The following is a 20188-nucleotide window of genomic DNA, read 5'->3' as shown; positions in this document are numbered from 1 at the left end:
AATTATGCTTAAAAATGGTCAAAAATAAGTAATGAAAGGTCTATCTACAATTGATATAAATAATAAAAAAAGCCTTTCATAAAGAAAGGCTTTCATAATTTATTGTAGCGGGAGATTACTTAGAAGCAAGCACCTCTTTCTCTGTAGATGTTTTACCATGTACTTCATCTTCTTTCCCAGTTTTTAGGAAGTCATACGCAATTGCTGATGCAATGAATATAGATGAATACGTACCAAACCCAATACCAATAAGCATTGCAAACATAAATCCTCTTAGGTTATCTCCACCGAAGATAAATATTGCTAAGATTACTAAGATCGTTGTGAATGAAGTATTGAAAGTTCTACCCAAAGTACTAGAAATAGAATCATCAAACAATCCTGCTAGTGTAAGGGCTTTTTTCTCTTTTAGGTACTCTCTAATTCTATCGAAGATAATTACGGTATCATTAATAGAATATCCTAATACTGTAAGAATTGCGGCAACAAAATCCTGGTTGATTTCCATATTGAAAGGCATTATTCTGTGAAGCAATGAATAAGCTCCAAGGATAATTACCGCATCATGGAATAATGCTACTACAGCACCAAGAGAGAATTGCCATTTTCTAAATCTTAATAAGATATAGATAAAGATCCCTGCTAATGCAGCTACTACTGCCAAGATACCATGAGTTTTGATGTCATCTGCCACGGTAGGTCCTACCTTTTCTGAAGAGATAATTCCTGCGTGTTCCTTATCTGCAGATTTAAAATCATTCATTGTAATATTTGCAGGAAGATTAGCTTTCAATCCTTGAAATAACTTTTCTTCAACAGTTTGATCCGCTTTCAAAGATTCGTCTTCGATAAGGTAATCTGTAGAGATTTTCAACTGTTTATCGTTACCAAAAGTTTTAGCTTCTACAGATGAGTTTTTACCATCTTGTGTAGCGAATACTTTTACTAAGCTTTGCTCAATTTCTTCAGCATCTACGCTCTTATCAAAACGTACTACGTAGTTTCTACCTCCAGTGAAATCGATTCCGTATTTGAATCCATTTACGAAGATTGAACCAATACATATTACCGTTAAAACAGCAGATACCATGTAAGAATATTTTCTTTTCCCAATAAAATCGATCCAAGTATTTCTGAATAAATTTTTGGTTGGAGGTGTCCAAACTGAAAGACCTTTTCCTTTGTTTAGTCTAGAGAAAATCATTACTCTAGATAATAATACAGAAGTAAATAATGTCATTAAGATACCAATACCTAAAGTAATGGCGAAACCTTTGATAGGTCCTGTACCAAATAAGAACAACACTGCTGCCGTTAATAATGTAGTTAAGTGACCATCAATAATTGCGTTTAATGCGTGTTTGAAACCATCTTTATAAGCCTCTAGAATACTCTTACCTGCGAAGAGTTCTTCTTTCGTTCTCTCGTAGATAATTACGTTGGTATCCACTGCCATTGCCATTGTAAGTACAATACCTGCAATACCAGGAAGTGTAAGGGTAAAGTCTCCAGAATCCATGATTCCGAAAATGTAGAATAAGTTGATGATCATTGCAATCACCGCATATACTCCTGCACCACCATAATAGAAAATAATGTATGCGATAATGATTAGGAAAGCAATACCAAATGAGATTACCCCTGCATTAATAGATTCTTGACCCAATGAAGGACCTACTTGTGTAGCTTGTACTACTTTTGCACCTGCTGGCAATTTACCTGCGCCCAATACATCTACCAATTCTTTAGCTTCTTCTTGAGAGAAGTTACCAGAGATTTGTGTTTTTCCGTTCGGGATAGCGCCTACAACGTTTGGTGCGGTATATACTCTGTTATCTAGTGTTACAGCAACAGGTCTTCCTACATTTTTCTCTGTAAGGATTTTCCATTCTTTAGCACCTTTAGAATCCATTTGCATATCTACAACTACTCTACTTAGCTCATCATATCCAATGCTTGCAGTCTCTACCGCACCATCTACTGGTGCTTTTTGGTTGATGCTCCCTTTGATAGCGTACAGTACCAAACTTTCAGTGTCTGTAGATTCTGGCTTGTAGCCCCACATAAACTGAGTATACTTAAGATTAACAGGACGCATTGCCTTGCCAATTTTACTGTTCAAGATTTTGTTTACTGCAGCTGTATCAGATAACTTTACACTTGCTACAGAGCTTTGGCTTCCAGAATTACCCCCTTGGATAATATTTAGGAAGTTGGTGTTTTTTGCAACTCCAATAGAGTCTCCTTTAGTAGCAACCGCTGTAGATAAAGATTGGAAATAAGGAGCAACTTCGGTGATTTGCTGAACTTCCCAAAACTGAAGTTTTGCTGAAGTTTGAAGCATTTTTTTCACCTTGTCGATATCTTTCATACCAGGCATTTCTACAGAAATCCTTGCTGTTCCTGGTACTCTTTGTACGTTAGGTTGTACCGCTCCTAGTTTGTCGATTCTTGTTCTTATTACTTCAAAAGCTGTACCTACAGAAAGATCTATCCTTCTTTTTACAATACTTTCTACTTGTTCATCTGAAGTATTGAATTTAATCTCAGAAAGATTGGTATTTCCAAAAATTTCTGGATCAGCAAGTTTCAGGTTGGCTCCTTTTGCTTGGTTTACCGCTTTAAATTCTGTGAAAAAGTTGTCGATGTACGACTTTGTAGAATTTTTTTGAATTTCGTCGGTCTTGTTTAGTGCTTCAATTAAGATAGGGTTGGTAGAATAATTGGTTAGATCATTCACCAAATCTCTTTGGTTGATTTCTAATAGAACATTGATACCACCCTTCAAATCCAGACCAAGCTTCATTTCTTTGTCTTTCGCTTTAGAGTAATAAAGTTCCGTAAAACCTAGATTTAGTGTATCTTTAGAAAGTCTTGCGATTTCTTTCTGATACTTCTCGGGATTGTCTCCTGCAATAGCAGTTGCCTGCTTTTCAATCTTGCTTGCGTACCATGTTGGCAATAGCTCATTCAAGCATATTAGCCCGAGTACAATAGCAACAATTGTGATAAGTCCTTTTCCTTGCATTTTGTTATAACTACGTTAAATTAAGTCGGCAAATATAATGATTTTCTTGAGAATTTATGAATTTTTAAGAACTGAAATGGTTTATTTTCAGATATTTCTGAATAAATATTCACCTATAAAATTGATAATTTTTAAGGATTATTTTCTTATTGTACTTAAAAAGAAAGCAATATCCAAATCGGAGAACTTTATACAATATACTCGCTATCAAAATATTAAATTATGATCTACATAATAGAAATCTGAATATTTTTATTTAATTCTCATTTAGAAAACCTCAAAATCACCATAAAACCTATCCATATCACCATAAGCCTAGCCAAATAATGAAGAAAGTTTTCACCGCCATTATCAACCATTTCGTTAAGGCATTCAAATGACGTAAAGGCGCTTTAATAATTAATTTGTCATTACAAATATCTTTTATAGATAATCGCTCTTTTAAACCTAATGTTAAAATTTTTATTGACTTAAAATGGAATCTTTTGGAATGAAGATTTTCAGGTAATTGCAGTTTTCCTTAGAAATGTAAAATCAAAATAAAAATTATTGTAGTGAAAGAATATAAAAATTCATGTATTTTAGCAATTCACGAATAATTAGGCATTGGAAAAAATCACTTATATTTGATTTGAGTAATAAGGGTTATAGACATAAAAAATAGTGTTTGAAATATCCACGTAATTGATAAAGTATAAATTTTAAAAAAGTGATGAGATTTTTTATTCTACTATTTATTTTCTGTTCCAATATTTACTTTTCACAAGTTGTGAAAAATAATGATTGGAATACTACACAAGTAAAGGCTCAAAAATCAGGAAAGAAAATTCTAATCATTTTGACAGGCTCTGATTGGTGTAAGCCTTGTATAAAAATGAAAAAAAATGTAATTGAAACTACAGAATTTGAAATATATGCAAATGAAAATGTAGAAATATTTGAGATCAACCTTCCAAGAAATCAAGATTTAAATTCTAAAGTTGTTAAAGACTATCAGGTTTTTAAAGATAAATTTAAAACTAATGTATTACCAACATTAGTCTTACTAGATAATAACGGTAATGAACTGGTAAAAATATCAGATGGATTAGCATCTAAAGAAAAAGTAATTTTATCTCTTTCCAAATTTAATTGAGATAAAATAATACCTTTTCATAATTTACTCATTTAAAAAAACAATTTTAGAGTTAAAAAAATAACCTCTTTAGAGTATTTCTAAAGAGGTTATTTTTTTGTAGCTAAATCACTAACTGATTTCATCATTCATATAATTTCGTATCTTGTGAAACGTGAGAAAAACAAAATTTCATTAAACTTAGAGAACCTCCTTTTTGCTAATGGTAAGTAAGGAACAATTTCACGTTACATTATATGTTTGTTAATTACTCAGTAAAAAAGGGTTAGTCGTGAAATAATTATGTTTTTTAACAAAAATTTCGTAACCTTTTTTTTTATTTTCAAAATAAGTTTGATCTACTTCATTTTAAAAAACTCTTTTACAGTGTGAAAGAGTTTATATTTATTCTCTAATTCTTGTAAAACGAATAGATTTTGTCGAGTCACCCGTAACATTTGGAATAATGCCTGAGTTCGCTTGTACGGAACTGTTGGAAACAACCCCTGTTGCAGCATTAGTAACATTAGTTGGTTTAAATAACATTATTCGCATTTGTGTATTGGCTGCAAATCGATGTAATATCTGAGGAATTGAAAGTGTTTGTGCCTTATTACCGACTAACCTCTCTATGGGTGTAGAGGTTCCAAAAATATTGGTCCATGTAGTACCGTCTGTAGATGTTTGTAATACCATCACAATTTGCGTGTTCTGGGTAGAATTAATAATTGTTTTTGCAATAATAGAACCTGTTAATTGATAAACTCCAGCAGTCTTAAAGGTGAAAATATTATTAGATAAAATTATATCGTTGGGATTAGCAACAATCTCGTCTGTGGCGCTCCATTTCACTATTACTAATTGGCTATTGTTAAAAGCAGTTAATGTATTATCTGTTGTTAAATTTTGTGGTGTAATAGAAGAATTTATGTAATCAATAGGCTGTTTAAGCACTCTAATCTCTCCAAGATTAGTTAATGATTGCCATTTTGTAGAATCCCAATAGCTTACTCTATTTCCTTTTATTAAAGTTGCGCCTGATCCACCATCAACAAGATTATAAGCTGTCAGTCCATTGATAGGTGTATTAATGGTTGTAATATCTGTATTATTTTTTAAACTAACGATAGGAGGCAGAAATCCTTTTTTATTGGTTAGGGAAGAAACATCCATATCTATTATTGATGATGAATTTGGAGTTGTAGTTCCAATTCCAATTTGGCTGTAATTTATAATAAATACATAAATTAATGCAATTGAAAGTATTTTTTTCATGATTAGTCTAATTTTAATATTTTTAATACCTTACCATATTCTAATCCTGTTGGCGCACTGATAGTAGCTTTAGCAGGGTTGCTCACCGGATCAATTGGGTCTGTTGTTTCTCTATGATTGTCTCCCTGTGTCTTAAATACAAGACATCTTAACAAGTTATTTTTGTTTGCTGTAATTATTACAGGAGAAATATTATTTGTACGATTGTTTAACGATGTACCTTCTCCCCATACACCCACAGTTTTTGCGATATTATTCCAACTAATACCGTTATCTGTAGAAATCTGAATAATGAATTCAACATTGGTCGTTGTTAATATAACTGTACTAAGTAAAATAGATGGATTATAATTAATGAATCCCGAAACCTCATACAATCCTGAATTATTAATGAGTAATGTATTATCAGTATTTAACGTAATATTATTTCCTGTATTTAGAATAACTGAACTTGGATCAAATTTTATAACGACAGGTGCTACATTTATATTTTCATTCTTATAATACGTATACTGTGGTGTGGTTACATTATTGTTGCCTTCTGCAATAAAAAAGACTTGGGGAAGTAGTTCTCTTTTAACTTCTGTCAAACTGGAAATATTGGTCCATTGAACTCCATTCCAAAAATAAAAGGTATTTTTTTCAACTGCATTCGGGCTAGTTCCATTGTCTTGTGTATTATATACCATTAATCCAACAGCAGGATTTGCAATAGTGGTAACATCAGTATTGTTCTGTAACATAACTCTTGGTAGAAGCATTCCTTTTTTAGTAGATAAACCAGAAACATCAATATCTAAATTTGCAGATGAATTAGGGGTATTAGTACCTACACCAACTTGTCCATCGACCTTAATAAAAAAACTTGTAAGTACTAATAGAGATAATAATATATTTTTCATTTTTGTAAGTGTTATTTGATATTGTAATCTAATAATTGAATCCTTAATCCTTTGGCTACGGGAATATTATTGGTTGCATCATTATCAATATAACTATTTCCACCACTGCAATGATTATTGTTGGCAGCGCTACTAAAAGGATTAGCAATAACAACTCGTATCATGTCATTCATATTCAACTTTAATGGTGTACCTAATAATATTGCGGTCTTAAGAAGGGAAGATCCATTTACTCCCCAACCTGTTCTTGACCCAATAGTATTAACCCATGTTGTACCTCCGTCTGTAGACCTTTGAATTTTTAGATTAAGGAAAGCCCTGTTGTTTGCATTTCCAGAAACAACTCCAGCCATAGGATTGTAATTGACAAAAGCAGAAAATTCATAAATTCCCGAAATAGTCGCTTTAAAAGTTGAATTGACAGTATCGATGGTGATAAAGTTATTTGTGTTTATAATTGGTGTTCCAAACTTTACAACATTATCGTTAGGTATTGCTGGAGAAACGGCATTTATTTCAGCTGAAGTGAAATTTTGCCTGTCATTGTTTTCTACATAAAATATTCTTGGTTTTACGGCTTCCTCTATCGCTGCAGAATTCATTAATTTTTCCCACTTATTGCCATCCCAAAAGTAATATCCATTAGAACTTACTTCGTTAGGATATGATCCGTTGTTAGCCGTGTTATAAACCAAAAGACCAACTGCGGGAGAAGGAATAGTAGATACATCAATATTACTTAGTAATGCTACTCTTGGAGGTAAAAACCCTTTTTTACTAGCTGATGATAGGTCTGGGATTGAATTAGAACTAACTTGTAAAATGGCAGAAGTGTCGGGAGTAGAAGTATTAATTCCGATATTCTTACCTTGTGCATTTAATAAATTAGGGAAAATACTACAGGCAACCAAAATAATTGTAATTGCTTTTCTCATACATGTATTTTTAATAAATAACAAATCTACATTTTTTTCAAAAAATAAATACAGTTCGTAGAATTATATCTACATGATTATTTGTATGTTAAAATGTGTTATCCAAGATAAATTCATAGTTATTTGTTGTTGATGGTTGTTTTTTTAAATTGGTTTATAGTGAACTGGTATAATTATTTTTTTTTAATTTTTTTTGATAAACAATATTCTATTAACTATGAAGCAAAATCAACACATAAAATATAGCTACAGAAAATATACACTGTTAATATTTTCTGTTTTTCTGTTAGCATTTATAATTACGAAATTTTGTGCTCCACTTCGATACACTGAGTTAAGATTTTATTGGCAAATTGGAGGTTTTACGGCGATGATTCTTCATGGATCTTCAATATTATTTTCAATCATTAATTCCACTTTTACAGTTTTGGAATTTCGAGAACCAAAACATTGGAATCTATTTTGGCTAGTTCTTGCAATTACACCTTTTCTATTTTGGACTTTCATGATTTTCTATATTTTAGTTATCCTATAATTTGTACATCCAGAAATATAAGCTACCATAACCTTAAAATCGGAATCAAAAGTATTATTGTATTAATAATGACTATTTTTACTATAACAAATAAACTCAAACTGAAAACTAAATGAAGTATCTACTTAAAGATCAGGAAACAGAAAGGCTAATATTTAGAAAACTCGAACATTCGGATTTCCATACTTGGCAAACATTATTTGAGGATGACGTTACCACAGCACTTCTAGGAATGAGCGATTACAAAACTCCACAGCAACGATGCGAAATATGGTTTGAATGGACGTTTCATCGGTATGAAAATGAATTGGGTGGACAAAATGTTTTGATTTCAAAAGAAGATGGTTCTTTCGTTGGACAATGTGGAGTTTTGGTAAGAGAAATAAATAACGAATTCGAACTAGAAATCGCCTACTCTATTTTGCCTCAACATAGATTAAAAGGTTATGCCATTGAAGCAGCCAAAAAATGCAGAGATTTTGCCTTTAAAAATAATTTCCACGACAGATTGGTTTCTTTAATATTTCCAGATAATACAGCGTCAAAAAATGTAGCTTTAAAAAACGGAATGACATTTGAAAAAAACATCGATTTTAACCATAAAAATGTAGATTTATTTCAGATAAAAAAGTCTGACTGGGAAGCTTATTAAAATTTAAAAAGAACACTAATAATGAAAAAGTTAATGATCCTTCTTCATATTTGTCATTTGCAGACAGTGGTTGATGTGCGCATTCCAAATCCAACGAATTCAAAACTAATAAAGCAGTAGAAAGCATCAGCGCAAAAATTCATAGAAAAATGGTATAAGCTTGTTGGAAATAATTTAACCTTAAAAAATTACATCCATCTAGAACAAAATAAAAAAAATGATTGTTAAGGATGCAGTGTATCAAAAGGTTGAATAAGTATATGAAGTGATTTAATTATTATATTTTTAAAAATTTTAATGCCTAAGTATGAAAATTATTAGTTGGAATTGCAATATGGCATTTAGAAAAAAAGCCGAATTTATTTTTGCGGAAAAGCCTGATATTTTAGTGGTTCAAGAATGTGAAAATCTTGAAAAATTAAAGTTCCCAGATTTTATTCAAATACCATCAGATTCATTTTGGTACGGGAAAAATAAAAATAAAGGCATTGCTGTATTTACATTTTCAAATTTTAAAATTGAGCTCCTTGATATTCATAATCCAGATTTTGAATATGTGATTCCACTCTCAATCAAATCTGATGCTGCTGAGTATGTAATGCTTGCCGTTTGGACACAAAAACCTACGAACCATGATTGTTACACTTCACAAATATGGAATGCCATACATTATTACACTGATCTTTTGAAGATTGAAAATTTACTTATTATTGGAGATTTCAATAGCAACTCGATTTGGGATAAGCCAAGAAGAATCTACAATCACACAAATCTTGTCAATAAATTGATTGAACATAAAATATACAGTTCGTATCATGTCTTTTTTAATGAAGTCCAAGGAAGAGAAACTCAACCTACTTTATATTTGCATCGAAAGATAGATAAACCATATCATATAGATTATTGTTTTATTTCTGAAAATTTAAAAAATAAATTAACAAAAGTTGAAATTGGAACTTATAGTTATTGGACAAAGCTGAGTGATCATAGTCCATTAATTTTAGAATTTATTTAATCTCAAAATTACCTTTATGAAATTTAATATATTTAAAATTTTTGTAAAAAAGGAAGCCAAAAGTATTGATAATGATTTGGATGTATCAGAGATTGAAGATTGCAGTTATTCAAAATATGAAGAGTTAGAATATAATGAGCGTGTAGATTTTTTTATGAGTAATCTCATCAATTCGTTAATTTTGTTTACCTACAATTCTAAAGAGTTGATGAATCTTGAATCTGTTTTGATTGATCCGCTTACAGAATTATATGAAGAACTGGACTATGCCTTCATTGAGGTTTGTTTTGAAACAATATTTAGAAATAATCTTATAGATCCTATTTTCAAGCCTGAACTTTTAGAATTTAAAAATCAAGTGGATCAAATACAAAACGAAATTTGGGATTACCACAATATTGACGAACATGAGGATTGGAAATTAATAAAAGCAACTGCAGAAGATTTATTGACTCGCATAGGAATAGATACAAGAGAATTTAATGCAAATTTTCATCCTATTATTAAAGTAAAATAAAACCCTTAAAACCAAACAAAAACCCTCCACAAATAGCGAAGGGTTTTTAAATATATTTTTAAATGATTAAATCGTCATAGAGAAAATTCTCGTTTCTGGTTTATTTCTCATCATTCTAAGGTCAAAAACCATTGCCACATTTCTAGTAAATGCTCTTCCCTTTTCTGTGATTTTTATTTGATGTCCATCTATTTCTACCAGTTCATCACTTTCCATCTCTTTTAGCATTTCAAATGCATTGTTCAATTCTGGGAAAGAATTATTGATATCAAAAGTGGTTTCTAGTTGGCACATCAAATTCAGAATATGTCTTCTTACCAAAAGATCTTCCTCATTCAGGATATGTCCTTTTACAACAGGTATATTTCCTTCTTCTACCATTTTTTGGTACTCTTCCACTGTTTTTACATTCTGTGCAAAAGCATACCAAGAATCTGAGATAGATGACATACCCAAACCTACCATCAGCTGCGTATTACTAGAAGTATATCCCATAAAATTACGGTGCAGTTTTTTATGAATAAGAGATTGGTACAAATCATCGTGCTCTAGAGAAAAATGATCCATCCCGACTTCAATGTATCCTAGATCTTCTAGCAATTTTTTACCATCTACATAGAGTCTGCGTTTTTCTTCACCACTTGGCAAATCATTTTCATCAAAACCTCTTTGTCCCACACCTTTTACCCAAGGTACGTGAGCATAAGAATAAAATGCCAAACGATCTGGTTTTAGCTCTAAAGTCTTTCTAATGGTATACTCCATCGCGTCCCAACTTTGGTGTGGTAGACCGAATACCAAATCGTGACTAATACTTTTGTATCCAATTTCTCTAGCCCAAGCGGTCACGTTTTTTACGTTTTCGAATGGTTGAATTCTATTTATGGCTTTTTGCACATTAGGATCGTAATCTTGCACTCCAAAACTCACTCTGGTAAACTGCAAATCGTACAAAGTTTGAAGGTGCTCCTTTGTCGTATTATTTGGATGACCTTCAAATGAAAATTCTGGATGCTCTGCAATTTCTACCGTTTCAAAAATGCCTTTCAATAAAGTTTTCAAGTTTTCTGGAGAGAAAAATGTTGGTGTTCCACCACCCAAATGAAGTTCTTTTAGTATCGGTTTTTCATCAAACATCTTCAAATACAAATGCCATTCTTTCAAAACACTTTCTAGATAAGGTACTTCTACAGAATGTTGTTTGGTAATACGTTTGTGGCAAGCACAAAAAGTACAAAGCGCCTCACAAAAAGGCAAATGAATATAGATTGAAATTCCTTCTTTAGAATTGCTTTCGTGGAAAGATTTGATAACGCTAGTTTTCCATTTTTCAGGAGAAAAAGTGCTTTCGTCCCAATAAGGTACCGTAGGATAAGACGTGTAACGAGGCCCTGGTATATTATATTTATTGATTAATGAACTCATTATGATAATTACATACTTTATTTGAAGCACAAAGTTACGAATAAGAATTTACAGAAACCCCAAAATCATTATTGTTATCATCTATTCTTAGGATTTTTATTAGCGTATAATAGTCATTTTTAAGATTCTATCTTTACCTGCGAGTACAACCTCATTCTCAGAAATCCATTCGGCAACGTACAAACCTTTTTCTTCGGATATCACTTTCCAAGTTTTCCCAAAATCATTAGAATAGCTAATGTGCTGATCGCCTATTGCCACTATTTCTTTACCATTTGTATTGGGTTTTATTCTTACACAAGTCATATATCCTGCATTTTTTCCTGAAGCTTGTACTTCCCAAGTTTTGCCAGCATCATGCATAGTTGCAATGGTATTGATGTTTGCAGATTGTTTGGTATAATCTCCACCAACGGCAATCCCAAATTCATTGCTAGAAAAATCTATTGAATAAATTCCTTGTGAAGATTCACCTTGAATAATTGGCGTTGCGAACACTTCGAATTTTTTATTTTTTAAATTTAATCTTAAAATCCTCGATACCTTTCCACCTGTTGCCAACCATAAATAATCTTTAGATGATGCAATATTGGTATTACTTGCCGCAAAAGCTGCTTCTCCTTCATTTAGTTTAACATCATTATAATATTTAAACTTATATGATTTTTTATTTGAATTAAATTCTAAAAACTTTAAATCCAAATCTTTATTTGGATCACTGAAAGTATAAAACCGACCATTATCAAAATGTAAAGCATCATAAAAAGCAGTTTTCACTGTATCTGTAAAGATGATTTCATAGGTTAAATCACTTTTATTGATCTTAAAAAAATAAGCAGGACTTTCAATATTGATTGCATAAAAAGAATTCTTATCCTGCGCCAATGTTCGAAACTGTAGTTTCTTATCCGATAGTTGAATTTGTTTTGAATTTTTAGCATCATTTATATCAACATATCCAAATTTAGAGTCGGTTCCGGCATACCACACCTTATGATCCCAAATTTCAATCGCTCTTATGCTTATTTTGTCCTGAAGTAAATTTTCAAAAGCAACAGTTTGAGATTGACTATAAATCCCAAGGATTAGCATTAATACAAAAGTTATTTTTCTCATATTATTTCCATAAAAAAAGCCTTCCGTTAAGAAGGCTATAAGTTATTTTTTTTTGTCCATATATTCGTCGTAACCACCGTTACCCAATATACTATTGTTCTTACCGTATAGGAAATACACTAGTAGACCCAATACAAGCCATCCAATAGCCATATAGATTGCGGTGATTTCAAGATTAATAATTAGATAAATATTAATTAAAATTCCACATGTTGCCACTACTGGAAGCATTGGCGTTCTGAACCCTCTCTGTAGATTTGGTTTTTTCACTCGAAGTAACCAAACTGCAAAGCATACCATCGTAAATGCGAATAAAGTTCCGAAACTACACATATGTACCAAAGTACTGATCGGTGTAAGCGCCGCTACTGTAGCTACAATAAGACCTAGTAGTATGGTGTTTTTGTATGGTGTTTTTGTTTTTGGATGAATTTCTTTAAACATTTTCGGTAACAAACCATCTTTAGCCATTCCTAAGAAAATTCTAGACTGACCCAACATCATTACTAATAGCACAGAGATTAGTCCTACTGTTGCTGCTACGGTTATCAATATTACTGCCCATTTCATACCTGTTGCTTTCTCGAATGCTACTGCTACCGGAGCAGTAAGCGCATCTGGAATGCTTCCGAAATCCTTATAATTCATCATCCCTGTAAGAACAAGAGACATTAGAATATACAAGAAAGTACATACTAATAATGATGTGATAATAGCAAATGGAATATCTTTTCTAGGGTTTTTGGCTTCTGCCGCTTGTGTAGAAACGGCATCAAAACCGATGTACGCAAAGAAAACCGCTGCAGCTCCAGCAATTATACCACTGAAACCATAGGCAGCACCAAGCTTTCCATCAGATTGCAAAATCATTTTTTCATCGGGAATAAATGGAGTTAAATTTTCCATATTAACAAACATCGCTCCCACAATAATTACAAAAACAACCACTGATGTTTTCATAATTACAATAATATTATTTGCTCCTGCAGCTTCTTTAGTACCTTTTACTAAGATCGCAGTTACAATTAAAACAATGATAAATGCTGGTAAATTGAACGCAAATGTGGGTTCTACTAAACCATGTGCAATTGCGTATTGTTTGGCAGAAGCAAAATCGTTGGTGAGGTAATAAGGTATATTAATATTAAAAATTTTGAGGAGTTTGTTAAAATATCCAGACCAAGATACGGCTACCGTCATAGATCCCATGGCGTATTCTAGCACCAGACCCCAACCAATTAGCCACGCAAACACTTCACCCACTGTTCCGTAGGCATACGCATACGCAGATCCTTCTACAGGAAGTAATGCAGCAAATTCGGCATAGCATAGCGCTGCAAAAATACAGGCTATACCTGCTACTACAAATGAAAGTGCGAGTGCGGGACCTGCATGATAGTAAGCACCAGTACCCGTAAGTACAAAGATTCCCCCTCCAATAATGGCTCCAATCCCAATTGCAGTAAGACTCCACTTCCCTAAGACGCGTTTGAGTTCGCTCTTTTTCATATCAGCCTCATAGGCGCCAAGAGGTTTTGTTTTCCAAATATTCGACATAATTGTTTAGTTATTTAAGATTTACGAAAATATAAAAATTTTAGAGATTTTAAGATAAATCCTAGATTTATAATCATATAATTTTATATTTATTTTTAATAATCACCGACAACTCTTAGCAAGCAATGGCAAGCATCCACAAAATTTCCTTATTTTTGACCCCATGAATTTATATGACCTTTTCATAAAACCTTACGAATCTTACACTGCGCTTCAGACCGCGATAGAAATCGTAGCAACTGTTTTTGGAATACTAAGCGTCTATTTTTCAATTAAAAAAAATATTTGGGTTTATCCCACGGGTATTATTTCTACTGCAATCTACATTTATATCACTTTCAAATTCGGATTATTTGGTGATTGTATCATCAATGTATATTATACGATAATGAGTGTTTACGGTTGGTTTTTGTGGTCTAAAAATGCGGAAGATAATATCCATGTAGAGGTACAATGGGCTACAAGGAAAGAGAGAATTGTGGCACTGATACTGTTTTTGGTAGGTTTGGCTATGGTAACTCTAGTCTATTATTATAAACCTTATATCGACAATCAATTTTCGTTACAGGAAACAAGCTTAGGTCTTTACCATCTTGATTGGGCAAATTGGCTAGACATTATTACAACCTCTATCTTCCTTGTCGGTATGTGGTTAATGGCCAAACAACGCATTGACAACTGGATTTTTTGGATTATAGGAGACATTATTTGCATGCCTATGATGATTTTTAAAGGATTAGGTATCACTTCGGTTCAATATTTGGTATTTACTATAATGGCAGTCCTAGGATATGTCAATTGGAAAAAAAATATAAAGTAATAATTATTATGAAAAGTTTATTAAAAATATCATTTGGAGTTTTACTTACATTAAGTTTAACTTCTTGTTTCACTACTACTAATGGTTATGTTGATAATTATGGCGAGCCTTATTATGATAATGGCTATTACTACGCTCCGCAAAACTATTACGGAACGGGAGGATATTATGGAAACGACGGCTATTACTATAGAAATGATATGCAATATTATTATGATAGTGGCGTACCCTATTATTATGGTACCAATAGAAACAAAGTGTATATCCAGAAACAAAATAATACCCAAAGCAATACCCAAAACAAAGTAATTACATCCCAAAGACCTAACAATGGATTTGGTAATTCTACAGGTAACAATAATAATGGCAACTATACCAACCCAAGGAACAGTAATAGAAATAATGGGGTAAGAAACCAGCAAAATAGAGATAATAACTCTAACAACCGAGGTTTTAGAAATACTGCTCCACAGCAACCACAACAACATCCTCAGCCGCAAAAGAATAACAGTTCTAACAACGGAGGTTTTAGAAACCCATCTACTAGCAACCAAAACATCAATAGTTCTGGATCTACTTCTAGTTCTTCTGGTTCTAATAGAGGATTCAGAAATTGATTTTTACTGATCTATTATAATATTAAACGAATGGCATATGCTGTTCGTTTTTATATTGATTTTATAGTAATTTTGCAAGTTGCATTATAAAACAATAAACTAACAATGGAATTTTATAAATATCAAGGTACTGGAAATGACTTCGTGATGATTGACAATCGTGACTTAGCTTTCCCTAAGAATAAAAATACCATCGCCAAATTGTGTGATAGAAGATTCGGAATTGGTGCAGATGGACTTATCTTGCTAGAAAAAGATGAAAAATACGATTTTAAAATGGTGTATTATAACGCGGATGGTGGCGAAAGTACCATGTGTGGAAATGGCGGCAGATGTTTGGTTGCCTTTGCGTTCTTCTTGGATATGTTCGAAAACAGATGCAGCTTTATGGCGATTGATGGTGTTCATGAAGCAAAAATTCACAATGGCATCGTAAAACTAAAAATGATTGATGTAGAGGAAATACATACTGATGGTGAGGATTTCGTACTTAATACAGGATCTCCTCATTACGTGCAATATGTTGAAGACATTGGGAATATCGATGTTTTCAAAAATGGTTCTGCCATTAGAAATTCTGATACTTACAAGCAAGAGGGAATTAATGTAAATTTCATTGAAGCTATTGGACAAGAAGAAATATTTGTACGAACTTTCGAAAGAGGAGTTGAGGACGAAACCTACAGTTGCGGAACGGGAGTTACTGCTTCTGCTTTAACTTTTCTAGAAAAAAACAATCTAAACTTTATAAAAGTTAAAACTTTGGGTGGCGATCTGAAGGTATATGCAGAAAAAAATGGAGATCATTTCGAGCAAATTTGGCTTGAAGGTCCTGCTAAACAAGTTTTTAGAGGAAAAGTAGATATTCATTAAATTAAAAACTAATAACGATCAAATTAATAATGAAAAAAGTAATCCTTGTTGTAGTACTCGCAGGACTTGCTATTGCAGGTTTTTTCGGTATGAAATTTTATAAAAAATATTATACCAATAACGTTTCCAAAGATGGATATGTTTTGATTCCTCATGGTGCGAACTTTAAGCAGATTTTAGATTCTATTGCGCCACATGTTGAGAGCAAGGAATCATTTGAAGCAGTGGCTATTGATAAATCGATGAATAAGTTTTTTAAACCTGGACGTTACCATTTTAAAAAAGGCGCTAGTAATACAGAATTGGTAAATTTAATCAAAGCCGGAAATCAAACCGAAAATTCATTTAGAATTGGGGATTTTGGTGATGTATACCAAATGGTAGGAAAGGTAACTAAAAAAACGGAAATAGATTCTCTACAATTTGTAAAAGAATTGGATAAAATAGCAACTGATAAAGGTTTCACCAATGCAGAAGATCTAAAAAAATATTTTTTCATTGATACTTATAATTTCTTTTGGACTGTGACGCCTAAGGAATTTTATAATAAGTTCGAAAATCAATATAACGAATTTTGGACAAGTGATAGAAAAAATAAAGAGCAAAAGTCTGGTTTGAGTAGAGATCAAATTTATTCACTTGCATCTATTGTTTATAAAGAATCTGGAGGTAAGCCTGATGAAATGAAAACAATTGCTGGGTTGTACCTGAATCGATTTAGAAAAGGAATGAAATTGCAATCTGACCCCACTGTTATTTATGCTATCAATAAAACCAACAACTTCAAAAACTCTATAAAGAGAGTTTTGTACAAACATCTTACAACTCCATCTCCGTATAATACGTATGCCAATGTAGGAATACCGCCGGGCCCAATATGTGTTGTGGATAAAAACTCTGTCGATGCAGTGTTGGAAGCTGAAAGCAATGATTTTATCTTCATGTGTGCGGACCCAGAAAAATTTGGTTATCACAAATTTACAGCGAGTGCAGAGCAACATGCCATCAACGCAAAAGCATATCAAAATTGGTTAAATTCTAAAAATATTAAATAACTTAAAATTTTAACTTTATTTTAACGAATTTATAATTAACATAATTGGTAAAATTGCGACTTATACCACTATAAACTAAAGATAATAATAAATATAGGAAATCCAACCAATTCGATATTAATAATATATTGAATATAATTAGATATTCCAATCAAACAAAACCCCATGAATAATACGGAAATAGTAAGCTTTTTTACTAAAAAGACATTAGCACTTACATTTGTACTTTCTGCTGCAGCAATGGCATTTGCACAAGAAAAAGCAAATATCACAGGAACTATTGTAGATAAGAGTAATCAGCCAGTACCTTACGCGTCTGTTACATTTAGCCATAAGGAAAATAAAATGTTCAGTGATGCTACACTTACGGATGAAAAAGGACAGTATCAGCTACAGCTAACTCCTGGTAACTACGATATTATAGTAGAAGCCATAGATTTCAAGAAATACACATTTAATAAGCAGGTTGCTACTTCTGGTAATATCGGTGCTTTATCTATAGAACCTGAGGCAAATACTACCAATGTAAAAACACAAGATATACAAGGTGTTACTATTACCGTATCTGCAAAACCATATAAAGTAGAGCTAGATAAAAAAACTTATGATCCTTCACAAGATATTGTGAGTAAAGGAGGAAGCTTGCAAGATGTGTTAACAAATGTTCCTTCGGTTTCTGTGGACACTGATGGTACCGTATCTATGAGAGGAAACTCTAATGTAAAGTTTCTCATCAATGGAAAACCTTCTTCTTTACTTGGCATAGATGATGGTGCAAATGCATTACAATCTATACCAGCTGACCAAATAGAAAGAATAGAAGTGATTACCAACCCATCATCAAAATTTGAAGCTAGTGGAACATCTGGTATTCTAAATATCATTTTAAAGAAAAGTAAAAAAGTAGGTTTCAATGGTAGCGTTGTTGGGAGTTTAGGATATTACCCAAGAACAAGCTTGAACGCTAACCTAAGTTGGAAAAAAAACAAAATGACTTATTTTGTAAATGGCGGTGGCGGTTATACAGAAAGTCAAAATAAAAATGAGACTGAAACTACCTACAACAATATCTTCCTACCAACTACAGGTTCTACAAATGACATTTTAGCCTATCAATCTCAAGATTCTAAAAATAAAAGTTATAATAAAAACTATAATGCAACTGCGGGTTTAGTGTATGATATTTCAGATAGAACCTCATTCAATTTATCTGCAATGGTAAGAACATTTGATGGCGATTCTAGTGAAAAATTAAATTCAATTGAAAATTTTTATCGTTTTGGCGCGTCTAACTCCTGGAATTCTATGAACTCTTTGATGCAAAGAAACTCTGAAGGATCTAATAACAACTTAGCGTTTCAGGGTGATCTAGGACTGGATCATAAAATTGATGATAATGGTCAGAACTTATCAGTTTCCTTAAGCTTACAAAGTAACTCTAGTGATAATAATTCAACAATTGGAGAATACTTAAATTCGGAATTTGTAAGAAGTGATGCTTCTAACAGAGAATCCTCAAGTAAAACTGCCATCGGTAAAATAGATTATGAATTGCCAATTGGAGAGAATTCTAAACTAGAGGCGGGTTACAGATTAGATATCAATGATAATGACTATAAGAGTTCTGTATCAAGCACGGTAATTGATCCTATTATTGGATATTACAACAACAATACTCTTTATAAAGAAATGTTCAATGCTTTTTATGTTCAATTCAGAAGTAAAATAGGTAATTTTGGATACCAATTGGGTCTTAGAGATGAGCAATCTAACATTACAATAGATTATCAAAACCAAGGGGGCGATGCGCCCATCAATACAAAGAAAAATTATAATAATTTGTTTCCGAGTATATATCTTAGCTATGATGTAACGAAGGACAATCAAATATTGTTGAATTATTCTAGAAGAATAGATAGACCTCGTTCTTTCTTTATGGTTCCTTATTCTAATTATTCTAATAGACAAAACGTATTCGAAGGAAATATAGACCTGAACCCTTCTTTTGTGGATTCTTTTGAATTGGGTTATAATATTTCAAAAAGAAAATTCACTGTAAACCCTACTTTATACTATCGTCATTCTACAGAAAATAATAAAATGTTGGTGTATAGAAAAGATGAGCGTACAGCAGAATTCTTTACAAAACCTATTAACTTGGGAAATGATGATCGTTATGGTTTGGATCTAAACTATACTTACGATCCCTTTTCTTGGTTGAAAATAATGGGTAGTGTAGATGCATTTGGTTACAAAACTTCTGGTATTGCGTATTATGCTATCACAGATAAAGAAGGAAAACCAGGCGTTGGAAGTATGGATTTTACGGGAAGTGGATTTTCTACGCGTATAAGATTAAATACAACCTTTAAGATAGATAAAACATTTAGTGTACAATTGCAAGGTTTTTATAGAGGCGCACAAAAATCTGCTAACCAAGACACTAGAGACATGTATGCTTTAAATTTGGGTGCATCAAAAACGATTTGGAAAGGAGATGGAACATTAGCGTTTAATCTTCAGGATATATTTAATACAAGAAGCAGAGAGGTTTATAGTTTCAATAATGATTATACCAGAAGAAACTTTATGCAGTGGCAACCTAGACAGTTTTCTCTTTCACTAACCTACAGATTCAAACAAGGTGAAAAAATAGAACAACCTAAACGTAAAAAAGATATAAACGCTAATGCTGCAGGTGACGAACAAGGCGGAGGTCCAATGTAGTCAGATTAAATATAACAAAAAATCC

At 32.4% G+C, this 20188-nt stretch carries 16 protein-coding genes; 9 read left to right on the top strand and 7 right to left on the bottom strand.

The annotated features are described in order from the left end of the window. Nucleotides 1-115 precede the first annotated feature (115 nt). The gene (secD, locus tag ACKI42_RS10785) at nt 116-3028 is read right to left on the bottom strand and encodes a protein translocase subunit SecD (protein WP_407405284.1); all 2913 of its coding nucleotides are present in this window, start codon (nt 3026-3028) and stop codon (nt 116-118) included. A 769-nt stretch (nt 3029-3797) separates the two neighbouring features. Here secD and ACKI42_RS10780 point away from each other — a divergent pair. After that, nucleotides 3798-4163: a thioredoxin family protein gene (locus ACKI42_RS10780; RefSeq protein WP_407405282.1), complete on the top strand. Its 366-nt coding sequence runs from the start codon at nt 3798-3800 to the stop codon at nt 4161-4163. Between the two features lie 384 nt (nt 4164-4547). On the opposite strand, the gene ACKI42_RS10775 is transcribed toward ACKI42_RS10780, so the two are convergent. The 3 genes from ACKI42_RS10775 to ACKI42_RS10765 all read right to left on the bottom strand — a co-directional run bounded on the left by ACKI42_RS10775 (nt 4548) and on the right by ACKI42_RS10765 (nt 7254). Further along, on the bottom strand, nt 4548-5315 hold the full coding sequence (locus ACKI42_RS10775) for a hypothetical protein (RefSeq protein ID WP_407405280.1): 768 nt from the start codon (nt 5313-5315) through the stop codon (nt 4548-4550). A 104-nt stretch (nt 5316-5419) separates the two neighbouring features. After that, entirely contained in the window at nt 5420-6319 is a 900-nt protein-coding gene (locus ACKI42_RS10770; RefSeq protein ID WP_407405278.1) for a hypothetical protein, read from the bottom strand. Nucleotides 6320-6330: 11 nt separating this feature from the next. Next, nucleotides 6331-7254: a hypothetical protein gene (locus tag ACKI42_RS10765; protein ID WP_407405276.1), complete on the bottom strand. Its 924-nt coding sequence runs from the start codon at nt 7252-7254 to the stop codon at nt 6331-6333. A gap of 647 nt (nt 7255-7901) precedes the next feature. On the opposite strand from ACKI42_RS10765, the gene ACKI42_RS10760 reads away from it, so the two are divergent. The 3 genes from ACKI42_RS10760 to ACKI42_RS10750 all read left to right on the top strand — a co-directional run bounded on the left by ACKI42_RS10760 (nt 7902) and on the right by ACKI42_RS10750 (nt 9973). Beyond that, the gene (locus tag ACKI42_RS10760; protein ID WP_407405274.1) at nt 7902-8441 is read left to right on the top strand and encodes a GNAT family N-acetyltransferase; all 540 of its coding nucleotides are present in this window, start codon (nt 7902-7904) and stop codon (nt 8439-8441) included. Between the two features lie 307 nt (nt 8442-8748). Further along, nucleotides 8749-9456 carry an endonuclease/exonuclease/phosphatase family protein gene (locus ACKI42_RS10755; RefSeq protein WP_407405272.1) on the top strand — a complete coding sequence of 236 codons (708 nt, stop codon included), beginning with the start codon at nt 8749-8751 and terminating at the stop codon, nt 9454-9456. Between the two features lie 16 nt (nt 9457-9472). After that, nucleotides 9473-9973 (top strand): hypothetical protein, encoded by a 501-nt coding sequence (locus tag ACKI42_RS10750; RefSeq protein WP_407405270.1) that lies wholly within the window; start codon nt 9473-9475, stop codon nt 9971-9973. Nucleotides 9974-10039: 66 nt separating this feature from the next. On the opposite strand, the gene hemN is transcribed toward ACKI42_RS10750, so the two are convergent. From hemN to ACKI42_RS10735, 3 genes are all read right to left on the bottom strand, one after another. Continuing rightward, complete coding sequence (gene hemN, locus ACKI42_RS10745; protein ID WP_407405268.1) at nt 10040-11398, bottom strand: oxygen-independent coproporphyrinogen III oxidase; 1359 nt, start codon at nt 11396-11398, stop codon at nt 10040-10042. Nucleotides 11399-11497: 99 nt separating this feature from the next. Next, nucleotides 11498-12514, bottom strand: coding sequence for a WD40/YVTN/BNR-like repeat-containing protein (locus ACKI42_RS10740; RefSeq protein WP_407405266.1), 1017 nt, complete (start codon nt 12512-12514; stop codon nt 11498-11500). 42 nt (nt 12515-12556) lie between these two features. After that, on the bottom strand, nt 12557-14071 hold the full coding sequence (locus ACKI42_RS10735; protein ID WP_407405264.1) for an amino acid permease: 1515 nt from the start codon (nt 14069-14071) through the stop codon (nt 12557-12559). A gap of 163 nt (nt 14072-14234) precedes the next feature. On the opposite strand from ACKI42_RS10735, the gene pnuC reads away from it, so the two are divergent. The 5 genes from pnuC (at nt 14235) to ACKI42_RS10710 (ending at nt 20163) form a co-directional block, all read left to right on the top strand. Then, a complete protein-coding gene (pnuC, locus tag ACKI42_RS10730) occupies nt 14235-14891 on the top strand; it encodes a nicotinamide riboside transporter PnuC (RefSeq protein WP_407405262.1) in 657 nt (218 codons plus the stop codon). Nucleotides 14892-14899: 8 nt separating this feature from the next. Beyond that, nucleotides 14900-15508 carry a hypothetical protein gene (locus ACKI42_RS10725; protein WP_407405260.1) on the top strand — a complete coding sequence of 203 codons (609 nt, stop codon included), beginning with the start codon at nt 14900-14902 and terminating at the stop codon, nt 15506-15508. A 105-nt stretch (nt 15509-15613) separates the two neighbouring features. After that, complete coding sequence (dapF, locus tag ACKI42_RS10720; RefSeq protein ID WP_407405258.1) at nt 15614-16381, top strand: diaminopimelate epimerase; 768 nt, start codon at nt 15614-15616, stop codon at nt 16379-16381. A gap of 29 nt (nt 16382-16410) precedes the next feature. Next, entirely contained in the window at nt 16411-17436 is a 1026-nt protein-coding gene (mltG, locus tag ACKI42_RS10715) for an endolytic transglycosylase MltG (protein ID WP_407405256.1), read from the top strand. 165 nt (nt 17437-17601) lie between these two features. Then, the gene (locus ACKI42_RS10710) at nt 17602-20163 is read left to right on the top strand and encodes a TonB-dependent receptor domain-containing protein (protein WP_407405254.1); all 2562 of its coding nucleotides are present in this window, start codon (nt 17602-17604) and stop codon (nt 20161-20163) included. Nucleotides 20164-20188: the final 25 nt, after the last annotated feature.

This window comes from Chryseobacterium sp. (assembly GCF_045629545.1).
GTDB lineage: Bacteria > Bacteroidota > Bacteroidia > Flavobacteriales > Weeksellaceae > Chryseobacterium.
This window is presented reverse-complemented; position numbering and strand designations above follow the sequence as displayed.